A 22584-nucleotide genomic window follows, 5' to 3' on the forward strand; every position below is an offset into this window, starting at 1 on the left:
AGCGAGATGGGTGGGCCGTTCGGGTTCACTCGTCGAAAGAGCGCGAGACCCGGCTTGCCCGGTTGGCGCACGGGCGCCCGCGCCACGTTGGCCACAAGTCGACCAGACATGGCCATGTAAGGCCGCTTCAACCTGCTGGGCTCTGGGAACAAGACTTCCGGGCCCACGCTTCAGAGTCCCGACCAGGCGGACACGATCCGCCCCAGGAACCGAGTCCCGACGCACACCCCCCCCGCGCCGGGACTCTCCCAGAGCCGAGCTTCGGCGCCTCCCCCCCTGGCGCCGAAGCTCGGCTCCACTTCTGTCCCTCGGCTCGGGTCGAGGGTCCGCAGCGGAGAGAGCGGGGCGCGCGGTGGGGTTCTGGGCAGACGGGAACGGGCCACCCCGAACCTGAACCCCGGGGTGACCCGGACGGCAGATTCTGCCACAGTGACATAACCTGCCGTACCTGACCGGCCTCGGGGCGTCACCGGCTCCCCGGTGCCCCGCCGGCCGCGACGTGCCAGTCAGACCGCGGAACCACTCCCGGCCCGGCTCAGCCGCGCCCCCAACTCCCTTATGTGATCCGCCAGTTCCCTCGGCTCTTGTACGGTGAACTCGCAGTCGACCATCGCGATCCGCGCCGCCAGCCATTCCAGCGAGTCACTGGCGGAGGCGCGCAGGCGGCAGCTGTGCTCGTCGATCGGCTCGGGCGATCCGATCCACGCGGGCACGCGCGCCGCGACGAAGTCGGCCGGTGCGGCGAAGGTGACCTCGAACGCGTACGTCTCCTGACGCCGGTACATCGACTGCCGCAGGTATTCGGCGGCGTTCCCCGCCGGCAGCTCGCGGGGTGCGAACCGGGCCCCCGTCGCGAAGGGTTCGGTCACCCGGTCGACGCGGAACGTCCGCCAGTCCTCGCGGTCGAGGTCGTACGCGACGAGATACCAGCGGAGGCCGGTGGAGACCAGCCGGTACGGCTCGGTCAGCCGTCGCGACGGTGTCCCGTCCCCCGAGCGGTACGCGAACCGCAGCCGCTCTTGTCCCGCGACGCTGGACGCCATCACGGTCAGCGTCTCGGGCGCGATGCTCGCGCCGTCTCCGCTGGTCAGGGGGGTGGTCGCGGCCTGGAGTGTGGACACGCGGTGCCGCAGCCGGGCCGGCAGCACCTGCTCCAGCTTGGCCAGGGCCCTGACGGAGGCCTCGTCCACGCCCGCGACCGCGTGCCCGGCGCCGGCCCGCAGGCCCACCGCGATCGCCACGGCCTCCTCGTCGTCGAGCACGAGCGGCGGCATGGCCTTGCCCGCCACCAGCCGGTATCCGCCGTCCGCGCCCTTGGTCGCCTGTACCGGATAGCCCAGCTCGCGCAGCCGGTCGATGTCGCGGCGGACCGTGCGACGGGACACCCCCAGGCGCTCGGACAGCTCGCCGCCGGGCCATTCGCGGGGCGTCTGGAGGAGGGAGAGGAGCTGGAGCAGCCTGGCCGGTGTGTCGGTCGTCATGTTTTCCAGGGTGCCGCACAACTAGGACATGATCTGACCTAATCAGGGCTTAGCTTTACCGCATGACTTCCACCGAGACCTCTGAGACTGCTCTCAGCAGCCCGGCACCCGGCGCCGCGGCCGACCGACGGCGCTGGTTCGCCCTCGCCATCGTGATGACCGCGGCCTTCATGGACCTGGTCGACGTCACGATCGTGAACATCGCGATCCCGTCGATCCAGCGGGACGCGGGCGCCACTTTCAGCCAGATCCAGTGGATCACCGCGGGCTACGCGCTGGCCTTCGCCGCGGGACTCATCACCGGTGGGCGGCTCGGCGACATTCACGGCCGCAAGCGGCTCTTCCTCCTCGGCATAACCGGCTTCACGATCGCGTCGGCGCTGTGCGGCTTCGCGGCGAACCCGGAGATGCTGGTCGCCTCGCGCATCCTGCAGGGCGCCATGGCCGCGATGATGGTGCCGCAGGTGCTGTCGATCGTGCACGCCACCTTCCCGGCGCACGAGCGGGGCAAGGTCTTCGGCCTCTTCGGCGCGATCGTCGGCCTGGGCGCGGTCTCGGGTCCGCTCCTCGGCGCGCTGCTCACCGAGTGGAACCTCTTCGGCCTGGAGTGGCGGCCGATCTTCCTCATCAACCTGCCGGTCGGCGTCGTCGCGCTGATCCTGGGCCGCCGCTTCATCACCGAGTCCAAGGCCCCGCGGGCCCTCAAGCTCGACCTCGTGGGCGTCGCCCTCGTCACGCTCGGCCTGCTGATGCTGCTCTACCCGCTGACCCGTGGCCGTGAGCTGGACTGGCCGCTGTGGGGGTACGCGTCGATGGCCGGCTCCCTCGTCGTCTTCGCGGCGCTGGTGGCGTACGAGAAGCGGAAGGCGGCGCGGGACGGTTCGCCGCTGGTCGAGCTGTCCCTGTTCAAGGTGAAGAGCTTCGCGGCGGGCATCGCCGTGCAGACGGTCTTCGGTATCGCGCTCGGCATCTTCTTCCTGGTCTGGACGCTGTACATGCAGATCGGGCTGGGCTGGAGCGCGCTGCGGGCGGGGCTCACCGGAGTGCCGTTCTCGATCGCCGTCTCGGCGGCGGCGGGCATGTCGGTGCAGTTGCTGGTCCCGCGCTTCGGGCGCAAGGTGCTCCAGGCGGGTGCCCTGATCATGGCGCTCGGAGTCCTGCTCTACATCTGGGAGTCCGACCGGTACGGCATGTCCATCGCCTCCTGGCAGATGGCCCTTCCGCTGGTGGTCATGGGCGCGGGCATGGGCTTCATCGTCGCCCCGCTGACGGACGCGGTGCTCTCGGAGGTCCCGCGTGAGCACGCGGGCTCGGCGTCGGGCCTGATCAACACCGTGCAGCAGATGGGCAACGCGCTCGGCCTCGGCCTGGTCTCGGTCGTCTTCTTCGGCGAGATCGGCGACCACCTGACCCGTGCCCAGGTGGGCCCGGCCTTCGTGAACGCCTTCGAGCACGCGCTGGGTTGGGTCGCCGCGGTGATGACCGTCATCTTCCTGGTGATGTTCGCGCTGCCGAAGCGGCCGGCACAGCATGTGGAGGGGGCCGAGGACGAGACGGTCACCAAGGACCGGAAGCCCGAACTCGTCGGCTGAGTCCTCTCCAGGACCGCCACCACCCGTGCGACGTGGAAGTCCGAGCTCGAAGGGGCCCCGGCACCTCAGGTGCCGGGGCCCCTTCGGCTTCACGGGATCGGCACGGCTCTACGGGTGTTGCACGGCTCCATGGATGTGGCACGGCCTCGTCGTCGGGAGGCCGGCGCGTCCGGCGGGCGCCGGTGCCGACTGCCGGCCCGGACGCGCCGCGCGGGGTCCTGCAGGCGACCGCCCCGGGTGGGGGCGCAACGCGGTCGAGCCGCGGCCGGGGCCGGACCTCGGCCCCATCGCTCCGCGCCCGGCCGGACGTCAGCCCAGTCGTGCCGCGCGCCGTTCCATCGCTTCGCGCGCCGCGTCCTCCGTCGCGTACACCTCGCACATGTGCCGCCGGTCCGGCGTCGCCGTGTGCTCGACCTCCCACAGGGAGATCTCCTGCCCGTCGCGCAGCAGGAAGGCGTGTTCGTAGAGTGAGAAGCACAGACCCGCCTGGCCGGCCCGGCAAGGACGCCCGAAGGCCTGGGTGATCTGGTGCGCGAACGCCTCCCGGAGCAGGAGCGTCGTGAGGTCGGCGCCCGGCCGGTCCGGATTCTCCGCGCGCCGCAGGAGCCGGCGCGCGTGATCGGCGGAGTCGTCGGGCACGTAGGTGTGACGCGGCTCGGGGATCGACGACAACTGCACGAACACGGGCAGTTCGAAGTCCGGCGCGTCCGGCGGCAGGGGGAGCCGGGCCGTGGCGGCGCGCAACTCCTCCTCGTCGACGTAGACCTCGTGCTGCGCTTCGCGGCCCGGCGCCGTGTTGTGCACGAGCTCCCACAGTGTGACGGCGGAGCCGTCGGCGAGCAGCCACGTGTGCCGGTACGTCTCCCGGTGCAGCCCCGCGCTGTGGTGCGCGGAGTGCAGCGAGCTGTCGTGCGCCAGCGCGCAGTCGAGTCGCCGTATCGTCTCGTCGGGCAGCTCGAACGAGTTCAGGGCGCGGCCCAGGAGTCGCGCGAGATGCTCCTCCGGAGACTCGGGCGACTCGGGTGGTTCGTACGCTGCTGTCTCGTACGGAACGCTCAAGGTTTCTCCCGGCGTTGCTGCATGTCACCTTGTGGGTGCATACCGTAGCCCCTCGGTCGGACATCATGTCCGCGAACCGAGAAAACGTACGGACGGAAAACGGGCGGGCCGCGCGGCAAGTTCCCACGCGGCCCGCCCGGGCGTCAAAAGTCCCTCGTCAGACGGCACTTCCCGCGGTCCACGCGCTCCACGGCATGTTCCAGCCGTTGAGCCCGTTGTCCGGAGAGACGGTCTTGTCGGGCGAGTGCTTGACGGTCACGACGTCCCCGACGAGCGAGTTGTCGTAGAACCACTTGGCGGTCGTGTCTCCCTGCGCGCCCTGCGCGTCGGCGAGACCCACGCAGCCGTGGCTGGTGCCCTGCCGGCCGAACGGCGGATTCCCGCGGTTGTACCAGTAGTTGCCGTGGATGAACGTTCCCGAAGATGTCAGACGCATCGCGTGCGGCACGTCGGGGATGTCGTACTCGCCACCGAATCCGACCGTGGAGCCGTTCATCCGGGTCTGGACGAACTTCTCCGAGATCACCATCCGACCGTTGTACGTGGTGTGCTCAGGGGTGCCCGCCGAGATCGGGACGCTCTTGAGGGGCTTGCCGTCGCGCACGACCGTCATGGTCTGCGTGCTGACGTCGACCGTGGAGACCTGGGAGCGGCCGACGGTGAACGTGACCGTCTTCTTCTGCACGCCGTACACGCCGTTCGCGCCCTCGACACCGTCCAGGGCGATCCTCATCGTGACCTTGGAGCCGGCCTTCCAGTACGCCTCGGGCCGGAAGTCGAGGCGCTGCGCCCCGAACCAGTGGCCCACGACCCGCTGCCCGCTGCTGGAGGTGACCCTGATGTGCGACTGGACGGCCTTCTTGTCGCCGATCGCCTTGTCGAAGGTGAACGACACCGGCATACCGACGCCGACGGTGGAGCCGTTGTCCGGCGTGTACGTACCGATGAAGCTGTTGCTCGAAGAGACCGTGGTGAAGATCGAATTGGCCGCCGCGGTCCGACCGTCCGCATCCTTCGCCATGGCGGAGATCCGGTACTTCGTCCCGCGCTCCAGCTGCTCCTCCGGCTTCCAGGAGTGGCCGTTCGCGGATATCGCCCCGGGCACGGCCGTCCCGCTCCCGGCCACCGTCATCTTCACGCCGGTCAGCCTGCCGTCGCTGACCTTCACCCCGGTCGCGTTGATGGACGCGCTCGTCGAGCCGTCCTTCGCCGAGATGGCGATCTTCGCCGTGGACGTCCTGCTCGCGTTCTTGCCGTCCTTGCCGCTCGTACTGTCGGCGCTGGCGGCGCCTCCGCAGGCGGTGAGGGTGAGGGCGCCGACCATCAGGGCGGCACAGGCCCCCAGTGCACGCGCTGTCCTGTCCGGCGTTGTCACGGGCTGCTCCCAGGTCTCGTCATGTGTGATCCGCTCGAGTACGTGGAGAGAGAGCGAGCGGTGACGCGACGGGTTCCCGCCGGCCCGAGCTGAGCACCATCACGTGACAGGACCGGGACAATCGCCGGACTACGGGTACAGCTCCCCGTACGACGGCCACACCCCGCCCGGCCCGTCCACCGACTCCGCGGCACGCACGGCGCGCACGATCGCCCGAGTCACCAGGTCCGCGCCCGCCGCGAGGATCTCGTTGAGCGCGAGGGGGTTCCCGGCGGCGAGCGGCAGCGCACCCGTGGCCAGCGCGAACACCGTGTCCCCGTCGTTCAGCAGATGCACCGGCCGCACGGCGCGCGCGATCCCGTCGTGCGCGGTGCCCGCGAGCTTCTGCGCCTGCGCCCTCGTCAGATCGGCGTCGGTGGCGACGACGGCGAGCGTGGTGTTCAACGGGGGCGGCGCGTTCGTCGCGGCGGCCTCCGCGAGCCTCCGCCGGGCGGCCTCACGCACCGGGGCGGACGGATGCGCCGTACGCCCTCGCGTCAATTCCCCGTACAGCGCCCCCGTTTCCGGTTCCACCACCGAGCCCGCCGCGTTGGCCACCACCAGCGCGGCCACCGTGATGCCCGACTCCAGCACGGCGCTCGCCGTCCCGACCCCGCCCTTGAGCTGCCCGACCACCGCCCCGGTGCCGGCGCCCACGCCTCCCTCGCGCACCGGCGCGAGCAGCGCACTCGCATCGGCCGCCTCGACCGCGGCGCGTCCGGTGGAAGCGTCCGGCCGGGACCGGAAGTCACCGCCCCGTCCGAGATCGAAGACACAGGCGGCGGGCACGACGGGCACGACGTGCGTGGGGTCGGGCCCCACGCGCACCCCGCGTCCCCGCTCCTCCAGCCACGCCATCACGCCTGACGCCGAGTCCAGCCCGTACGCGCTGCCGCCGGTCAGTACGACCGCCTCGACCTTCTGCACGAGGTTGCGCGGATCGAGCGCGTCCGTCTCCTTGGTGCCGGGCCCGCCGCCGCGCACATCCACCGCGGCGATCGCACCTCCCTCGGGGGCGAGCACCACCGTCGTGCCCGTGAGCCAACCGTCGCCGGTCCGCGTCGCGTGTCCCACCCGCAGACCGGCGACATCCGTCAGAGCGTCAACTGTCATGGGCCCAGTGTTCCCCGCCCACCGACCGTGACAGCCGTACGCCCGCCACGGACCTGCAACCGGCGGCACCCTTGCGGCTCGCGCCAGCTTCGCGGCTCGCGGGCGGCACTTCTCTGAGCCCTCCCCCTATACGCCCCTGGCCGCGCTCCCCGCCGCTTCCCGCGACACCATCCGCGTCGTCAGCACCACCCCGACCGCCACGGCCAGTGCCGAGACGATGCCCGAGGCGAGGACCGCCCAGTCGCCCAGGAAGGTGCACAGGATGACGAGCAGCGCGGTGGTCGGCAGCACGAGCTGCTGGGCGATGCCGATCTTGAAGTAGCGGGAGTGCAGCGCCCAGACGGCGAGGAAGTACAGCGCGGTCGGCAGTGTCACCGCGGCGGACGCCGACAGCGTCGAGATGTGCGCCTTGCCGACCGTCTGCTCCACCGCGACCTCCAGACCCGCGCCGATCGCGGCCGCCGACGCGAAGATCAGGTAGTGGCCGTATCCCCACATGAAGGCCTGTCCGCTGGTCCGCAGATGCCCGTGGATCGGCACCACGAAGTAGATCCACCAGGCGGAGAACACGATCAGCAGCCCTCCCGCTGCGATGGGCAGCAGCTCGCCCAGCGCGTCGTGCTCGTCCACGGCCGACTTCACCGCGACGGTGGCCGCGGCGATCGTCTCGCCCAGCACGATGATCGTGAACAGTCCGTACCGCTCGGAGATGTGGTGCGGATGCCAGGACGTGGTGAAGGCCTTCTCGGCGAACATCGGGACGCACAGCTCGGCGATCGCCACGACCAGGAACACCCACGGGCGGCCCGGCTCCGGCGTGAACAGCAGACCGAGCCAGCCGACCTGGCACAGCAGCACGCCGCCCGCGTACCGCAGCGCCATCGTTCTCTCGGGCCCCTCGGTGGACCGCGCCACCCGCAGCCACTGTGCGATCATCGCGAACCGCATGATCACGTAACCGAGCCAGACGACCAGGAAGTCGTGGCTCCCGAAGGCCTTCGACACCCCGGCCGCGAGCACCAAGACGCCCGCGATCTGCACCAGGGTGACGACCCGGTAGAGCACGTCGTCGTTGTCGTACGCCGACGCGAACCAGCTGAAGTTCATCCACGCCCACCAGATGGCGAAGAAGATCATCGCGTAGTCGAGGATGCCCTCACCCGCGTGCCCCTCCGCCACGGCGTGCACCAGCTGGGCGCCCGCCTGGGCGATGGCCACCACGAAACACAGGTCGAAGAGGAGCTCCAGCGGCGACGCGACCCGGTGCGCCTCGTCGCGGCCGCGTGCGGTCATTCTGCGCACCGGTCGACGGTCCGCGGGCCGTGGCGTCGCGGCGGGCTCCGGAGTGGATCTGGACGTCATACGGCCAAGCACAGCAGAAAAGTCCCGGAAATTCTTGTGCATGCGTTCACAAGCGAGCTTGGTGCCGAAGCCCCGGCCCGATGCCAGGTCAGGCGTGTCACGGGGAACCGGATCGGCCGGGCCGGAGGACCTACGGTTCTTGATCCAGGGACGAGCCGACGCCCTTGGAGAAGAAGCCGTCGAACTGCCGGAGGCCGGCCCCCAGCACCGACCCCTCCCCCGCGAACTCGGGGACCCGTGCCCCTCACCCGATCGTGGTGGTCGCCCGCCCGCCGCCGCGTCGGGACGCCCGGCCCGGCCGGGGTCGGCCTCCACCCCCGCGGCGTACCCTTGGGGCATGAGTCCCGCCCCCGCCCCCGAACCGCGTGATCCGAAGCCGGCACTGGTCTTCGATGATCCGTTGAGCCAGCAGTCCTCGGACGATACGGACCGTGGGTGGGGCGAGCGGGCCGACAGCACGGGTGACAGTGCCGCCGACCTGAAGCGCTTCCTCGACGAGAAGCCGCCCCACCACCTCTGAGCCCGGCTCCTGATCTCCATGCCCCCGCGCTCCGGGCCCCCGCGCCGTGCGGGCTTCCGGGAACGGGTCCACGGATCCGCCGTCAGTGCTCGCGGGGTCCCGGACCGCGCTGCGCGACCAGCGCGTCGCGGATCTCCTTCAGCACCTCCAGCTCCGACACCTCGAGGACTTCCTGCGTGCTCTCCTTCGCCTTCTGGCGAGCCGCCTGCCGGGCCAGGAACTTGGCCATCGGCAGAACCATCAGGAAGTACACGACGGCCGCGGTGATCACGAAGCTGAGCGTGGCGCCCAGCACCGAACCCCACATGAGACGGATGCCGGTGGCGGTTTCCCCGGTGCCCGTGCACGGGCTCTTCAGACAGGAGCTGTAGCTGTCGAGGTTCTTCGTCCCGACAGCGCCGACCAGCGGGCCGATGATGCCCTTCACCACGGAGTTGACGATGTTGGTGAAGGCCGCGCCGATGACCACGGCGACGGCCAGGTCGATGACGTTGCCGCGCATCAGAAAGGCCTTGAAGCCCTCCCAGACGCCGGGCTGCTTCTTGTCGCTCACCAGGAGGCCCCTCTGCACAAGTCGTGGAACAAACAGCTCCGCAACCTACGGCAGGGTGTGCCGGGCCTGTCCAGTTGGGTAGCTCGAACGAGGGACTTGACACGTTTTCGTCGTTCATCGCAGCGTCACCGCCAGCCGTGACGTGGCGCCGGCGCCGGCCAGCCGTGCGGCCGTCGTGCGCGGGACGGAGAGGACGACCAGTGCTCCGGTGCCGGTGGCGCCGACGTCCGGGATCTCGGTGACCCGCGCCCCGGTCGCGACCACCCGCGCCTCGCCGCCGCTGTCCGCGGCCACCACATCGACCCGGTCGCCGGGACGCAGCAGACCCACTGTGGCGCCGTCGGCGATCCGGACCGGCGCCGTCACCGTCTCGACTGCCCGCGGCCCGCGTACCGGCGCGGAAGCGGTGGCGGCGGTGGACCCGGCAGGGGGCGTGGACGCCGGATGTCCTCGGGCCCGTCCGGCATCACCCGGGCCGGCCGCCACGAGGGCGGCCGCCGTCATCGCCAGACCGGCGGCGACCGCCCGCCTCCTGTGCCGCGCGAGGCGCCGCAGCCGATACCGCCCGCCGCGCACATGGACGGGAGCGAAGTGCGGCACCTCGCAGGTCGGAGGCGCGTCCGCGCCGGGTGGGCGGATGAGGGGAGAGAGCTGTGACATGGGGACCACCACCTGCGACGAGGGATCTGCTTGCGATCCCACGATGAGGTGTCGCGGCGAAGCCCGTCGGAGCCCGTGGATCACCGACGGTTTGTGGACAACTCCCTCACCCGAACGGGAGGTTCCGCCCGCGTTCCGGCACGGGAAACCCCGCCGCGGCCGTGAGGTCCGACGCGGCCGTGAGGTCCGACGCGGCCGTGAGGTCCGACGCGGCCGTGAGGTCCGACGTGACCGCGAGAGCCGTCGGGACCGTGAGGGCCGCGGCGACGGCGAAGGCCACCCCGGACGCCGTCACGGCAGGTCGAACCCCGGGTCCATCCCGCCCAGCGCCGTCGTGCACAGGCAGTCCCGCGTTCCGTTCGCCGGCAGCCCCGCGACCGTGTCGAAGAGCACGCTCCGCAGTCGGTCCACATTCGCCGCGAACACCTTCAGCACGTCGTCGTGCGAGACGCCCTCGCCGGTCTCGACGCCCGCGTCGAGATCGGTGACCAGCGTCAACGACGTGTAGCAGAGCTCCAGTTCACGGGCGAGCGCGGCCTCGGGGTGCCCGGTCATGCCGACCACCGACCAGCCCTGTGCCTGGTGCCAGAGCGATTCGGCCCGGGTGGAGAACCGTGGACCCTCTATGACCACGAGCGTGCCGCCGTCCACGGGCTCCCAGTCCCGTCCGCGCGCCGCTTCCAGGGCGGCCCCGCGCCCGACGGGGCAGTACGGGTCGGCCAGCGACACGTGCACCACGTTCGGCACCGTGCCGTCGGGCAGCGGCAGCCCGTCGAAGTAGGACTGGGGCCGCGACTTCGTACGGTCCACGAACTGGTCCGGCACGAGCAGCGTTCCGGGTCCGTACTCCGGACGCAGACCGCCGACGGCGCAGGGGCCGAGGATCTGGCGGGCGCCCACGGAGCGCAGCGCCCACAGGTTGGCCCGGTAGTTGATGCGGTGCGGCGGCAGATGGTGGCCGCGGCCGTGGCGGGGGAGGAAGGCGACCCGTCGGCCGGCGATCTCGCCGAGGAACAGCGAGTCGCTGGGCGGTCCGTAAGGGGTGTCCACCTGTAGCTCGGTCACGTCGTCGAGGAAGGAGTAGAAGCCCGAGCCGCCGATGACACCGATCTCGGCCAGGGCCGTCGGCTGCTCCCCGGCCGGGGTCTGTGGGTTCTCCGTGTTCGCCATGGACGGCACCCTAGCCGGGACGGGAGAACGCCGAAGACCCCGTCGTCGTGCGACGACGGGGTCCCGTGCGAACGAGCCTTGTGAGGCCTCGCGGCGCCGGGGCGGGAGCCTCGGCGGACCGGGGAGGCCTTATGCGGCGGAGCTGCCGGCCGAGCCGGTGCCCGACGACTTCGACTTCGACTTCGAGTCCGAGGACGACGACGAGGACGTCGACGACGAGGACTTCGAGTCCGACGAGGACGTGGCCGTGGACGGCTTCGACGCCGACGGCGAGCTGCTCGACGAGGAGCCGCGGCTGTCGTTGCGGTAGAAGCCGGAGCCCTTGAAGACAATGCCGACGGCCGAGAACACCTTCTTCAGGCGGCCGTTGCAGTCGGGGCACTCGGTCAGGGCGTCATCGGTGAACTTCTGCACCGCCTCGAGGCCCTCGCCGCACTCGGTGCACTGGTACTGATAGGTCGGCACTTGTCTTCCTCCTGGCACTCTCACTCAATGAGTGCTAACGACGGTCCATACTGACGTATTCCGCGAGATCAGTCCACTGTCACCGGCACTCGGTGACCGACGCCACGTGCGACCGTCCTGCTCGGGGCCTGTGTGGTGAGGCGTGACCGCAGTGCCACCAGGGTCGCCAGAGCCAGTGCCGTACCGGCCAGCGGCACCAGGAAACCGGCGCCTTCCCAGAGCCGGTCCTCCATCTGTCCGGCGACGGTGACGGCCGCCGCCTGGCCGAGGGCGACGGCGCCGGTGAGCCAGGTGAAGGCCTCGGTGCGGGCGCCCTGCGGAACCAGGCTCTCGACCAGGGTGTAGCCGGTGATCAGGGTCGGAGCGATGCACGCGCCGACGAGAAGGCCGATGCCGGCGAGCAGGATCACCGAGTCGGCGGCCCACAGCCCGGAGGCGGCCAGCGCGAGGGCGGCGTACCCGAGGACGAGCCGTCGCTGCGGGGCCACCTTCCAGGCGACGGCGCCGCAGACGATGCCGGAGATCATGTTGCCCGCGGCGAAGACGCCGTACAGGACACCGTTCAGGCCGGGCTCGCCGATCGACTCGCTGTACGCGGCCAGGGAGACCTGCATGCCGCCGAAGACGGAGCCGATGCCCAGGAAGGTCACGATCAGAACGCGCACCCCGGGGATACGCAGAGCGGAACCGTGCTCCACGCGCGCGTGCCGGTCGACGGCGACCGAGGGCTGCGTGCCCTTCTGCGCGGCGAACAGCAGACCGCCGACCAGAGTCAGCGAGGCCTCGGTCAGCAGGCCCGCGGCGGGGTCGACGGCCGTGCACAGCGCGGTGGCGAGCAGCGGGCCGAACACGAAGGTCAGCTCGTCCGTGACGGACTCGAAGGCCGCCGCGGTCGTCATCAGGGGTGATCCCTGAAGCTTCACGCCCCAGCGGGCGCGCACCATGGGGCCGATCTGCGGCACCGAGGCGCCGGTCGGCACGGCGGCGACGAAAAGTGCCCACAAAGGAGCGTCCGCCAGCGCGAGCGCGGTCAAGGAGAAGCCGGACACGGCGTGCACGAGGACGCCGGGCAGCAGGACGGCCCGCTGTCCGTGCCGGTCGGCCAGCCGTCCGGTGAAGGGTGCGAACAGCGCCATGGAGACACCGGTGGCGGCGGCGACCGCGCCGGCCGCGCCGTACGAGCCGGTGGTGTGCTGCACGAGCAGCACGATGGAGATCGTCAGCATGGCGAACGGCTGGCGTGCGGCGAAGCCGGGGAGCAGGAACGTCCAGGCGCCGCGGGTGCGCAGCAGCTGTCCGTATCCAGGACGGGAGGTGACCGTGGATGCCACGGCCCGTGCCTTTCTGCCGCCTGGTAGCGCGCCCGTGCGGGGGGCGCCGAGAGCTGTCCTCTTGCGCGGATCTGCGGTAGATACCGGCGTCTCCTGCGGAGGACGTCACGGCCGCCATACGGTCGCGCCAGCTCTGCGTCAGGCAGAGTTGGTTCGATCAAGGTGTGCCTTCATCGTACAGGGACGAACGAGGCCACGCCTGTGAAACCGAGCACCACGGGTGCGTTCGCCTGTGAATGCCCGCCGCGACTCAATGTCCCGTTTGGTGCCTCGTTCGATGGTGTTCCGTTCCGCCGTCCTCGGCGCCCAGCCAGCCTGCGAGCTTGCCGCCCTGGCCCACCGCGCGCAGCCGCTTCTCGGCCGCGTCCCGGACCGGGTCGGTGGCCACCACCAGCAGTTCGTCGCCGAGCCGCAGCACCGTCGTGGGCATCGGTACGAAGGACTTCGCGTCGCGGACGACGAGGGTGACCGCCGCGCCCGCGGGCAGCCGCAGCTCGCCCACCTCGACGCCGTGCATCCGCGAGCCCTTGGGGATCGCGAAGGACAGCAGATGGCCGCGCAGTCGCTCCAGGGGCGCCGATTCGATGCCCAGGTCGGCGGCCCCGGGGGACTCCCCGAGGCGGAGTTTGCGGGCCAGCCAGGGCAGTGTCGGGCCCTGGATGAGGGTGTAGACGACGACCAGGACGAAGACGATGTTGAAGATCCGCTCGCTCTCCGCGATGCCGCTCACCATCGGGATCGTCGCCAGGATGATGGGGACGGCGCCGCGCAGCCCCGCCCAGGACAGCAGCGCCTGCTCCTGCCACGGGATCCGGAACGGCAGCAGGCTGACGACCACGCTGAGCGGACGGGCCACCATGGTCAGCACCAGGCCTATGACGAGTGCGGGCCAGATGTCGTCGGCCATCTCGTGCGGCGTGACCAGCAGGCCGAGCAGCACGAACATGCCGATCTGGGCGATCCAGCCGAGCCCCTCGGCGAAGCCGCGCGTGGCGGGCCAGTGCGGCAGCTTGGCGTTGCCGAGCAGCATGGAGGCGAGGTAGACGGCGAGGAAGCCGCTGCCGTGGGCGAGCGCGCCGGCGGCGTAGGCCACGACGGCGATCGCCATCACGGCGATCGGGTAGAGGCCGGAGGCCGGCAGTGCCACGTGCCGCAGTCCGTACGCGCCCAGCCAGCCGACCGCGATCCCGATGGCGGCGCCGATGGCCAGTTCCAGCGCTATCTCGCCGAGCAGCGCGTACCAGTGCTCCACCGGTCCTGCGGTGGAGAACGCGACGACGAGGATGACCACGGGGGCGTCGTTGAAGCCGGACTCGGCCTCCAGGATGCCCGTCACGCGCGCGGGGAGGGGGATTTTCCGCAGGACCGAGAAGACCGCCGCGGCGTCCGTCGAGGACACCACCGCCCCGATGATGAGCGCCTGCCGCCACTCGAGGCCGATCAGGTAGTGCGCTGCCGAGGCCGTGACGCCGACGCTCACCGCGATGCCCACCAGTGCCAGCGAGGTCGCTGCCGGCAGGGCCGGCTTGATCTCCTTCCACTTCGTGCCGAGACCGCCCTCGGCCAGGATCACGACCAGGGCCGCGTACCCGATGACCTGGGTCAGCTCGGCGTTGTTGAAGTGGACGTCGCCGACTCCGTCCTGGCCCATCGCGACGCCGATCCCCAGGTAGACGAGCAGCGTGGGAAGCCCGCTGCGTGAGGAGATCCGGACCGCCGCCACCGCGAAGAGCAGGACGAGCGAGCACACGAGCAGGAGCTGGTTGAGGTGGTGGACAGTCAGGGGCTGTTCCTTTCTCGCCGATCCGGTTGCGCCAGTGGCGGCAGCCGGCTCTGTGCACCGGAAGCCGGGCACTTCAGTGCAAGTACTTCGTTACCTTACCTAACTCTTGACGCTTTCTTGACGTTCCCGGAGGCAAGATCGAACAGTCGTGCTTCCCGGTTTCCTACTCCGCGTCAAGGCGCGGTTGGCCCTGCGCCTATGGTTGCCCCAGCACTCCAGGACCGCCTGCCGCTCGCGTTAGGACAGCAAGGACAGCGATGCCCCCCAACACCACCGCCTCTTCCGGCCAACAGCCCGGCAAGTCCGGCAGGAAGAAGGGGCGCAAAGCCCGACTGTTCTTGATTGTCCTGGTTCTCGCCATCATCGGAGGCATCGCCTTCGGCGCGTACTGGAGCATCAGTACTGTGCGCGCCTCCTTCCCGCAGACCAAGGGCTCCATCCAGCTCGACGGACTGTCCGGGCCCGTGAACGTGAAGCGCGACGGCAACGGGATCCCGCAGATCTATGCCTCGTCCGACGAGGACCTGTTCATGGCCCAGGGCTTCGTCCAGGCGCAGGACCGGTTCTACGAGATGGACGTGCGCCGTCACATGACCTCGGGCCGGCTGTCCGAGATGTTCGGCCAGGGCCAGGTCGAGAACGACGAGTTCCTGCGCACGCTGGGCTGGGACCGGATCGCGAAGAAGGAGTACGACACCAAGCTGTCGGCCTCCACGAAGAAGTACCTCCAGGCGTACGCCGAGGGAGTCAACGCCTACCTGAAGGGCAAGGACGGCGAGGACATCTCCCTGGAGTACGCGGCTCTGGGCTTCACCAACGACTACAAGCCCACGGAGTGGACCCCGGTCGACTCGGTGGCCTGGCTCAAGGCGATGGCCTGGGACCTGCGCGGCAACATGCAGGAGGAGATCGACCGCTCGCTGATGACGAGCAGGCTCGGCCCGAAGCAGATCGCCGACCTGTACCCGGAGTACCCGTACAGCCGGAACAAGACGATCGTCCAGACGGGCTCGTACGACAGCGTCACCGGGACGTACACGCAGGCGGACAGTACCTCGACGTCCACGGCGGGTACGGGCCTCACGGGCGGCACCGAGGCGCCAGCCGGGTTCCAGAGCCAGCTCTCGGGGCTCTACGACGTCCTCGACGACCTGCCCACCGCCGTCGGCGTGAACGGCAACGGCATCGGCTCCAACTCCTGGGTCGTCGCGGGAAGCCACACCATCACCGGCAAACCGCTGCTGGCCAACGACCCGCACCTGTCGGCGTCCCTGCCCTCGGTCTGGTACCAGATGGGCCTGCACTGCACCAGCGTCTCCGCGAAGTGCCGGTACGACGTCTCCGGCTACACCTTCGCGGGCATGCCCGGTGTGGTCATCGGCCACAACCAGGACATCGCCTGGGGCATGACCAACTCCGGGGTCGACGTCACCGACCTCTACCTGGAGAAGATCACCGGCCAGGGCTACGAGTACGACGGCAAGGTGCTCCCCTTCACGGTCCGCAAGGAGACGATCAAGGTCGCGGGGGGCACCGCCAAGAGCATCGTCGTCCGGGAGACCGAAGACGGGATGCCGCTGCTCTCCGACCGTGACGACGAACTGGTCAAGGTCGGCAAGAAGGCCGAAGTCGACGCCGGGGCGCCCGACCGCGGCGACGGCTACGCGATAGCGCTGCGCTGGACCGCGCTGGACCCGGGCAGGTCCATGGACGCCGTCTTCGAGATGGACAGGGCGTCGAACTGGACCGAGTTCCGCAAGGCGGCCACGTCCTTCGAGGTGCCGTCCCAGAACCTGGTCTACGCCGACGGCGCCGGCGCCGACGGCAACATCGGCTACCAGCTGCCCGGCAAGATCCCCACACGCGCCAAGGGCAACGACGGCTCGCTCCCCTCGCCCGGCTGGGACTCCAAGTACCGCTGGACGGGCTACATCAAGCAGTCCGCCCTGCCTTACGAGTACAACCCCAAGCGCGGGTACATCGTGACCGCCAACCAGGCGGTCGTCGACCCGGACAAGTACCCCTACACCCTCACCACGGACTGGGGTTACGGCACCCGCAGCCAGCGCATCAACGACCTGATCGAGTCGAAGATCAACGGCGTCGGCAAGATCTCGACCGACGACATGCGGCAGATGCAGCTCGACAACAGCAGCGAGATCGCCAAGCTGATCGTGCCCAAGCTGCTCAAGATCGACGTGGCCGACAAGGACGTCCGCGAGGCGCAGAAGCTCCTGGAGGGCTGGGACTACACCCAGGACGCCGACTCGGCGGCCGCCGCCTACTTCAATGCCACCTGGCGCAACATCCTCAAGCTCGCCTTCGGCAACAAGCTGCCCAAGGAGCTGCGGGTCAAGGGCCAGTGCCTGTCGGTCGACCGGATCGACACCACCGGTCCCGCGGACGAGGACCAGTCGGTACGCGAATGCGGCCAGCGCGACGCGGACCAGGCGCAGCCGGACGGCGGCGACCGCTGGTTCGAGGTCATCCGCAAGATCATCGACAACGAGAAGAACGACTGGTGGAAGTCGCCCAAGACGCGCACCGACAAGGCGACCGACACCCGGGACGAGCTGTTCGGCCGGGCCATGCAGGACGCCCGCTGGGAGCTGACCGCCAAGCTCGGCAAGGACATCGACACCTGGAGCTGGGGTCGGCTGCACCGCCTGTTCCTGAAGAACCAGACCCTCGGTACCGAAGGCCCCCGCTTCATCCAGTACATGCTCAACCGCGGCCCCTGGAAGCTCAGCGGCGGCGAGGCGACGGTCAACGCGACCGGCTGGAACGCGGCGGGCGGCTACGGCGTCGTCTGGGTCCCGTCGATGCGGATGGTCGTCAACCTCGGTGACCTCGACAAGTCCAAGTGGATCAACCTCTCGGGTGCCTCCGGGCACGCCTACAGCGCCCACTACACCGACCAGACGGACTTGTGGGCCAAGGGCGAACTCCTGCCCTGGGCCTTCTCGGACAAGGCCGTCGACAAGAAGACGAGCGACACTCTGGTCCTGAAGCCGTGACGCTCCGACGGGCGTCGAGCCCCTGACGCCCCGAAGTCGGTGCCTGACGAAGTGGCCCTCCACGCACGCGTGGAGGGCCACTTCGCGTCCGCCGCCCTCAGCGGAAGCGGCGCACTCCGGAGGGCGTCACCACCGCGTGGACGGGACGGTCGTGCGCCTCCGCCGGTACCCGCCCGACGACTTCGGTGTCGTACAGGAGCACCACCAGCGCGGGGTGGGCGTCCGAGCGCTCCAGGCGGGCCAGTACGCGGTCGTACGAGCCTCCGCCGCGCCCCAGCCGCATGCCGCGCGCGTCGACGGCGAGACCGGGCAGCAGAACGGCGTCGGCGTCCTGGACGGCCTCCGGCCCCAGCCGCTCGCCCGCGGGCTCCAAGAGGGCCATCCTCCCGCCGTGTTGGACGCGTGCGAGGGAGTCCGCTCCGGTGTACGCCCCCCAGTCGAGATCGTTGTCCGCCATCAGGGCCGGCAGGAGCACGCGCACCCCGCGCGCGTGGAGCGTGTCCAGGAGCGCGAGGGTGCCTGGCTCGCTCCCCACGGAGACGTACGCCGCCACCGTGCCGGCGTGCGCCAGTTCGGGCAGCTCCAGGGCGCGGGAGGCGAGGGCGGCGGCGTTCTCCCGCACGTCATCGGCCGTCAACCCGTTTCTCACCGACAGGAATCCTCGCCGCAACATTCGCTTGTCAGGCTCTGGTTGACGTCCGACATGGTTCACAGGTGACTCCTGCAGTTCTCTTAATCGGCTCATATGAGAGCGAATTAACCGGAGCCACAGATTCAGCACATAGCCACCGGTTATGGTTGCGGGCATGACTGAGTCACACCCCAGGATCAGTAAGGCTGTCATTCCCGCGGCAGGCCTCGGCACCCGGTTCCTGCCGGCCACCAAGGCCACTCCCAAGGAGATGCTGCCGGTCGTCGACAAGCCGGCGATCCAGTACGTGGTCGAAGAGGCCGTGTCGGCGGGTCTTGACGACGTCCTGATGATCACGGGGCGCAACAAGCGCCCCCTCGAGGACCACTTCGACCGCAACTACGAGCTCGAATCGGCGCTCCAGAAGAAGGGCGACGCCGGCCGGCTGGCCAAGGTCCAGGAGTCCAGCGACCTCGCGACCATGCACTACGTGCGCCAGGGTGACCCCAAGGGCCTCGGGCACGCCGTCCTGTGCGCGGCCCCGCACGTCGGTCGCGAACCCTTCGCCGTCCTTCTCGGTGACGACCTGATCGACCCCCGCGACCCCCTGCTGGCCCGCATGGTCGAGGTCCAGGAGCGGCACGGCGGCAGCGTCATCGCGCTCATGGAGGTCGCGCCCGAGCAGATCCACCTGTACGGCTGTGCCGCCGTGGAGGCCACCGGCGAGGGCGACCTGGTCAAGGTGACCGGTCTGGTCGAGAAGCCGGACGCGGCGGACGCTCCCAGCAACTACGCCGTCATCGGGCGCTACGTCCTCGACCCGCACATCTTCGACATACTGCGCAAGACCGAGCCGGGTCGTGGCGGAGAGATCCAGCTGACCGACGCGCTCCAGCAGCTCGCCTCGGACGAGAAGGTCGGCGGCCCGGTGCACGGCGTCGTCTTCAAGGGCCGCCGCTATGACACCGGGGACCGTGGCGACTACCTGCGTGCCATTGTCAGACTCGCATGCGAACGTGAAGACCTGGGCCCGGACTTCCGGACCTGGCTCCGCAGTTACGTAGCCGAGGAGATGTAGGGACTTTGAGCAGCGCCGCGACCCGCACCACCGGCCAGGATCACCTCTGGTCGGTGGACGACCACCTGGAGGACATCCTCACGACCGTCCGCCCCCTCGAACCCATCGAGCTGCAACTCCTCGACGCCCAGGGCTGCGTCCTGGTCGAGGACGTCACGGTGCCGGTCTCCCTGCCGCCGTTCGACAACAGCTCGATGGACGGGTACGCGGTCCGGGTCGCGGATGTGGCGGGCGCGAGCGAGGAATATCCGGCGGTCCTGACGGTCGTCGGTGATGTCGCGGCCGGCCAGGCCGACCAGCCCTACGTGGGCCCCGGCCAGGCCGCCCGCATCATGACCGGCGCCCCGCTGCCGCCCGGCGCCGAAGCCGTCGTCCCCGTCGAGTGGACGGACGGAGGCCTCGGCGAGGGCCCGGTCTCCGGGATGCGCGCGCACAGCGCGTCCCCCGAGGGGGCCTTCGGGCAGGTGCACGTCCACCGCCCGGCCGAGGCACGCGCGCACGTCCGCGCCACGGGCAGCGATGTGAAGGCCGGCGACCGTGCCCTCGAAGCGGGCACCGTACTCGGCCCGCCGCAGATCGGCCTGCTCGCCGCGATCGGCCGCGGCACGGTGCGGGTGCACCCGCGCCCGCGCGTGGTCGTCCTCTCCACCGGCAGCGAACTCGTCCAGCCCGACGAAGCGTTGGGATCCGGACAGATCTACGACTCGAACAGCTTCGCCCTGTGCGCGGCCGCCCGCGACGCGGGAGCCATTGCCTACCGGGTGGGCGCGGTCGCCGACGACGCCGAGACGCTGCGCTCGACCATCGAGGACCAGCTCGTCCGGGCGGACCTGATGGTCACCACCGGCGGAGTGAGCGTCGGCGCCTACGACGTCGTCAAGGAGGCCCTGTCGTCGGTCGCCGACGAGGACGAGGCGGGCAGTGGCATCGACTTCCGCAAGCTCGCCATGCAGCCCGGCAAGCCCCAGGGCTTCGGCTCCATCGGCCCCGACCACACGCCGCTGCTCGCGCTCCCCGGCAACCCCGTGTCGTCGTACGTCTCCTTCGAGCTCTTCGTCCGCCCCGCGATCCGCACCCTGATGGGACTGAAGGACGTTCACCGGCCCACGATCAGGGCCACGCTCTCCACGGACAAGGCGCTGACCTCGCCCGGAGGGCGTCGGCAGTTCCTGCGGGGGACGTACGCGGACGGTGCCGTGACGCCTGTCGGCGGCGCCGGATCCCACCTGGTCGCGGCCCTCGCGCACGCCGACGCGCTGATCGTCGTCCCCGAGGACGCCACCTCGGTCGAGCCCGGCGCCGAGGTCGAGGTGGTTCTGCTCGGCTGAGCGGCCGGGCGGGCAGGGCGCCCACCGCCGCGGGCCCGGGGCGCGGGAGGGGCGCACAGCTCCTTGTGGGGGCGGAGCGGTGGACGGGCGGGCGGTAACGTGTCGCGCACACCAGGCCCATGCGCCGCACCGCGACGGGCCCTGACCGGGAGCGCCCACGCACATGACTGTTCCGTCCCGGGGGGAGACCTCCGGACCCTCTGTGCAGGACCGACTGACCCACATCGACGAGGCGGGTGCCGCCCGCATGGTCGACGTGTCCGGGAAGGACGTGACCGCCCGCACCGCGCGCGCGAGCGGACGTGTCCTGGTCTCGCCGCGCGTCGTCGAGCTGCTGCGCGGCGAGGGAGTCCCCAAGGGCGACGCCCTCGCCACCGCGCGCATCGCGGGGATCATGGGGGCCAAGCGCACGCCGGACCTGATCCCGCTGTGCCACCCGTTGTCGGTGTCGGGTGTCACGATTGACCTGTCGGTCGCGGACGACGCCGTCGAGATCCTCGCCACCGTGAGGACGACCGACCGCACGGGCGTCGAGATGGAAGCCCTCACCGCGGTCAGCGTGGCGGCCCTCACCGTGATCGACATGGTCAAGGCCGTCGACAAGGGGGCGGTCATCACGGACGTACGGGTGGAAGAGAAGACGGGCGGAAAGTCGGGCGACTGGAGCCGGACATGAGCGACGACACGGGCGGCGCCCTCGAGGCGCCCTACAGCGCCCTGGTGGTCACGGCCTCCAACCGTGCCGCCGCCGGCGTCTACGAGGACAAGGGCGGCCCCCTGATCACCAAGGGCCTCGCGGCGTTCGGCTTCGCGGTCGACGGGCCGTGGGTCGTGTCCGACGGAGATCCCGTGGAGGCGGCGCTGCGCGCCGGTGTCGAAGCGGGGTACGACGTCATCGTGACCACCGGCGGCACGGGGATCTCGCCCACCGACCGCACCCCCGAAGCGACCCTGCGGGTGCTCGACCACGAGGTCCCGGGCATTCCGGAGGCCATCAGGGCGTTCGGCAGGGACAAGGTGCCCACGGCGGCGCTCTCGCGCGGGCTCGCCGGAGTCGCCGGACGGACGCTGATCGTCAACCTGCCGGGCTCCACCGGCGGGGTGAAGGACGGCCTGGCCGTCCTGGAACCCCTCCTGATCCACGCCGTCGACCAGATCCGCGGCGGCGACCACCCCAGACCCGGCGGCAGTGGGGGTGCGAGCTGAACAGCCCATCCTGGCCGGTCGAGCTGGTGGACGGCGACGTCGTCCTCCGGCCGATAAGGCTGCGCGACCAGCGGACCTGGCGTGAGGTGAACCGGCGCAACCGCGACTGGCTGCGCCCCTGGGAGGCGACCATCCCGCCACCCACGCCGAGCGGCCCGATCGCACACCGGCCGACGTACCGGCAGATGGTCCGGCACCTGCGTGCCGAGGCCAACGCGGGCCGGATGCTGCCCTTCGTGATCGAGTACCAGGGGCGGCTGGTCGGCCAGTTGACCGTGGCCGGGATCACCTGGGGCTCGATGTGCTCCGGGCACGTCGGCTACTGGGTCGACCAGTCGGTGGCGGGCCGCGGAGTGATGCCGACGGCCGTGGCGCTGGTGAGCGACCACTGCTTCCGTACCGTCGGACTGCACCGCATCGAAGTCTGTATTCGCCCCGAGAACGGGCCCAGTCGCAGGGTCGTGGAGAAACTCGGATTCCGCGAGGAAGGGCTTCGCCCGCGCTATCTCCACATCGACGGTGCCTGGCGGGACCATCTCGTCTTCGCGCTCACCGCGGAGGAAGTACCCGAAGGGCTGCTCGCGCGCTGGCGCCGGGCGCGCTCGGCACAGACCCGTTCGGAGCAGGTGGGATCGGAGCAGGCCGGCCCGCAGAACCCGAGCAAGCCGGGCAACGCCGGAAAATGAAATAGGTGTTCGAAAATGATCGGCAGATGATCGCCTGGGGGCATTAAATTCGCGCTCCCGGCGGCCTGCTGATCGCATCGGTCACAAAAAAAGCTCGAAATATCAGCCGGATCGTGCGACACACCGGCTCAATTG

General features: G+C 70.3%; 21 protein-coding genes. 8 read left to right on the plus strand and 13 right to left on the minus strand.

Annotated features, from left to right (window positions below):
• Nucleotides 1-506: 506 nt before the first annotated feature.
• Nucleotides 507-1481 carry a helix-turn-helix transcriptional regulator gene (locus ACWD68_RS21420; protein ID WP_451808009.1) on the minus strand — a complete coding sequence of 325 codons (975 nt, stop codon included), beginning with the start codon at nt 1479-1481 and terminating at the stop codon, nt 507-509.
• A gap of 62 nt (nt 1482-1543) precedes the next feature.
• On the opposite strand from ACWD68_RS21420, the gene ACWD68_RS21425 reads away from it, so the two are divergent.
• On the plus strand, nt 1544-3073 hold the full coding sequence (locus ACWD68_RS21425; RefSeq protein WP_451808010.1) for an MFS transporter: 1530 nt from the start codon (nt 1544-1546) through the stop codon (nt 3071-3073).
• 309 nt (nt 3074-3382) lie between these two features.
• Here ACWD68_RS21425 and ACWD68_RS21430 read toward each other — a convergent pair whose 3' ends face one another.
• The 4 genes from ACWD68_RS21430 to ACWD68_RS21445 form a co-directional block, all read right to left on the minus strand.
• A complete protein-coding gene (locus tag ACWD68_RS21430; RefSeq protein ID WP_451808011.1) occupies nt 3383-4132 on the minus strand; it encodes a DUF6227 family protein in 750 nt (249 codons plus the stop codon).
• A gap of 157 nt (nt 4133-4289) precedes the next feature.
• Complete coding sequence (locus ACWD68_RS21435; RefSeq protein WP_451808012.1) at nt 4290-5507, minus strand: L,D-transpeptidase; 1218 nt, start codon at nt 5505-5507, stop codon at nt 4290-4292.
• 129 nt (nt 5508-5636) lie between these two features.
• Nucleotides 5637-6659: a P1 family peptidase gene (locus tag ACWD68_RS21440; protein WP_451808013.1), complete on the minus strand. Its 1023-nt coding sequence runs from the start codon at nt 6657-6659 to the stop codon at nt 5637-5639.
• Between the two features lie 126 nt (nt 6660-6785).
• Nucleotides 6786-8021 carry a low temperature requirement protein A gene (locus ACWD68_RS21445; RefSeq protein WP_451808014.1) on the minus strand — a complete coding sequence of 412 codons (1236 nt, stop codon included), beginning with the start codon at nt 8019-8021 and terminating at the stop codon, nt 6786-6788.
• A 337-nt stretch (nt 8022-8358) separates the two neighbouring features.
• Between ACWD68_RS21445 and ACWD68_RS21450 the strand changes: the two genes are divergently transcribed.
• Nucleotides 8359-8541: a hypothetical protein gene (locus ACWD68_RS21450; RefSeq protein ID WP_451808015.1), complete on the plus strand. Its 183-nt coding sequence runs from the start codon at nt 8359-8361 to the stop codon at nt 8539-8541.
• Nucleotides 8542-8623: 82 nt separating this feature from the next.
• On the opposite strand, the gene mscL is transcribed toward ACWD68_RS21450, so the two are convergent.
• The 7 genes from mscL to ACWD68_RS21485 form a co-directional block, all read right to left on the minus strand.
• Nucleotides 8624-9094, minus strand: a complete 471-nt coding sequence (gene mscL / locus ACWD68_RS21455; RefSeq protein ID WP_451808016.1) for a large conductance mechanosensitive channel protein MscL — start codon at nt 9092-9094, stop codon at nt 8624-8626.
• A gap of 114 nt (nt 9095-9208) precedes the next feature.
• Entirely contained in the window at nt 9209-9754 is a 546-nt protein-coding gene (locus ACWD68_RS21460; RefSeq protein ID WP_451808017.1) for a hypothetical protein, read from the minus strand.
• Between the two features lie 106 nt (nt 9755-9860).
• Nucleotides 9861-10049, minus strand: coding sequence for a hypothetical protein (locus tag ACWD68_RS21465; protein WP_451808018.1), 189 nt, complete (start codon nt 10047-10049; stop codon nt 9861-9863).
• Nucleotides 10046-10924 carry an S-methyl-5'-thioadenosine phosphorylase gene (locus ACWD68_RS21470; RefSeq protein ID WP_451808019.1) on the minus strand — a complete coding sequence of 293 codons (879 nt, stop codon included), beginning with the start codon at nt 10922-10924 and terminating at the stop codon, nt 10046-10048. Before ACWD68_RS21470 ends, ACWD68_RS21465 begins: the two co-directional genes overlap by 4 nt.
• A gap of 129 nt (nt 10925-11053) precedes the next feature.
• Entirely contained in the window at nt 11054-11389 is a 336-nt protein-coding gene (locus ACWD68_RS21475; protein ID WP_451808020.1) for an FmdB family zinc ribbon protein, read from the minus strand.
• 68 nt (nt 11390-11457) lie between these two features.
• A complete protein-coding gene (locus tag ACWD68_RS21480) occupies nt 11458-12720 on the minus strand; it encodes an MFS transporter (RefSeq protein WP_451808021.1) in 1263 nt (420 codons plus the stop codon).
• A gap of 250 nt (nt 12721-12970) precedes the next feature.
• The gene (locus ACWD68_RS21485) at nt 12971-14470 is read right to left on the minus strand and encodes a potassium/proton antiporter (protein WP_451808022.1); all 1500 of its coding nucleotides are present in this window, start codon (nt 14468-14470) and stop codon (nt 12971-12973) included.
• Between the two features lie 290 nt (nt 14471-14760).
• Here ACWD68_RS21485 and ACWD68_RS21490 point away from each other — a divergent pair, with 290 nt between their 5' ends.
• Entirely contained in the window at nt 14761-17520 is a 2760-nt protein-coding gene (locus ACWD68_RS21490) for a penicillin acylase family protein (RefSeq protein ID WP_451808023.1), read from the plus strand.
• A 97-nt stretch (nt 17521-17617) separates the two neighbouring features.
• On the opposite strand, the gene ACWD68_RS21495 is transcribed toward ACWD68_RS21490, so the two are convergent.
• A complete protein-coding gene (locus ACWD68_RS21495; protein ID WP_451808024.1) occupies nt 17618-18193 on the minus strand; it encodes a 5-formyltetrahydrofolate cyclo-ligase in 576 nt (191 codons plus the stop codon).
• A gap of 133 nt (nt 18194-18326) precedes the next feature.
• Between ACWD68_RS21495 and galU the strand changes: the two genes are divergently transcribed.
• The 5 genes from galU to ACWD68_RS21520 all read left to right on the plus strand — a co-directional run bounded on the left by galU (nt 18327) and on the right by ACWD68_RS21520 (nt 22449).
• Entirely contained in the window at nt 18327-19229 is a 903-nt protein-coding gene (galU, locus tag ACWD68_RS21500) for a UTP--glucose-1-phosphate uridylyltransferase GalU (RefSeq protein ID WP_451808025.1), read from the plus strand.
• A gap of 5 nt (nt 19230-19234) precedes the next feature.
• Nucleotides 19235-20557: a molybdotransferase-like divisome protein Glp gene (gene glp, locus ACWD68_RS21505; protein ID WP_451808026.1), complete on the plus strand. Its 1323-nt coding sequence runs from the start codon at nt 19235-19237 to the stop codon at nt 20555-20557.
• Nucleotides 20558-20720: 163 nt separating this feature from the next.
• Nucleotides 20721-21233, plus strand: coding sequence for a cyclic pyranopterin monophosphate synthase MoaC (moaC, locus tag ACWD68_RS21510; RefSeq protein ID WP_451808027.1), 513 nt, complete (start codon nt 20721-20723; stop codon nt 21231-21233).
• Nucleotides 21230-21763 (plus strand): MogA/MoaB family molybdenum cofactor biosynthesis protein, encoded by a 534-nt coding sequence (locus tag ACWD68_RS21515; RefSeq protein WP_451808028.1) that lies wholly within the window; start codon nt 21230-21232, stop codon nt 21761-21763. Before moaC ends, ACWD68_RS21515 begins: the two co-directional genes overlap by 4 nt.
• A 23-nt stretch (nt 21764-21786) precedes the next feature.
• The gene (locus ACWD68_RS21520) at nt 21787-22449 is read left to right on the plus strand and encodes a GNAT family N-acetyltransferase (RefSeq protein WP_451808056.1); all 663 of its coding nucleotides are present in this window, start codon (nt 21787-21789) and stop codon (nt 22447-22449) included.
• Nucleotides 22450-22584 lie beyond the last annotated feature (135 nt).

This window comes from Streptomyces sp. NPDC005141 (genome assembly GCF_053599975.1).

Excerpts from the sequence above, each read along its gene's own strand:
- ACWD68_RS21420 (WP_451808009.1), bottom strand. The coding sequence starts at position 1,481 with ATGACGACCGACACACCGGCCAGGCTGCTCCAGCTCCTCTCCCTCCTC.
- ACWD68_RS21425 (WP_451808010.1), top strand. The coding sequence starts at position 1,544 with ATGACTTCCACCGAGACCTCTGAGACTGCTCTCAGCAGCCCGGCACCC.
- ACWD68_RS21440 (WP_451808013.1), bottom strand. The coding sequence starts at position 6,659 with ATGACAGTTGACGCTCTGACGGATGTCGCCGGTCTGCGGGTGGGACAC.
- ACWD68_RS21445 (WP_451808014.1), bottom strand. The coding sequence starts at position 8,021 with ATGACGTCCAGATCCACTCCGGAGCCCGCCGCGACGCCACGGCCCGCG.
- ACWD68_RS21450 (WP_451808015.1), top strand. The coding sequence starts at position 8,359 with ATGAGTCCCGCCCCCGCCCCCGAACCGCGTGATCCGAAGCCGGCACTG.
- ACWD68_RS21460 (WP_451808017.1), bottom strand. The coding sequence starts at position 9,754 with ATGTCACAGCTCTCTCCCCTCATCCGCCCACCCGGCGCGGACGCGCCT.
- ACWD68_RS21470 (WP_451808019.1), bottom strand. The coding sequence starts at position 10,924 with ATGGCGAACACGGAGAACCCACAGACCCCGGCCGGGGAGCAGCCGACG.
- ACWD68_RS21490 (WP_451808023.1), top strand. The coding sequence starts at position 14,761 with ATGCCCCCCAACACCACCGCCTCTTCCGGCCAACAGCCCGGCAAGTCC.
- ACWD68_RS21495 (WP_451808024.1), bottom strand. The coding sequence starts at position 18,193 with ATGTTGCGGCGAGGATTCCTGTCGGTGAGAAACGGGTTGACGGCCGAT.
- galU (WP_451808025.1), top strand. The coding sequence starts at position 18,327 with ATGACTGAGTCACACCCCAGGATCAGTAAGGCTGTCATTCCCGCGGCA.
- moaC (WP_451808027.1), top strand. The coding sequence starts at position 20,721 with ATGACTGTTCCGTCCCGGGGGGAGACCTCCGGACCCTCTGTGCAGGAC.
- ACWD68_RS21515 (WP_451808028.1), top strand. The coding sequence starts at position 21,230 with ATGAGCGACGACACGGGCGGCGCCCTCGAGGCGCCCTACAGCGCCCTG.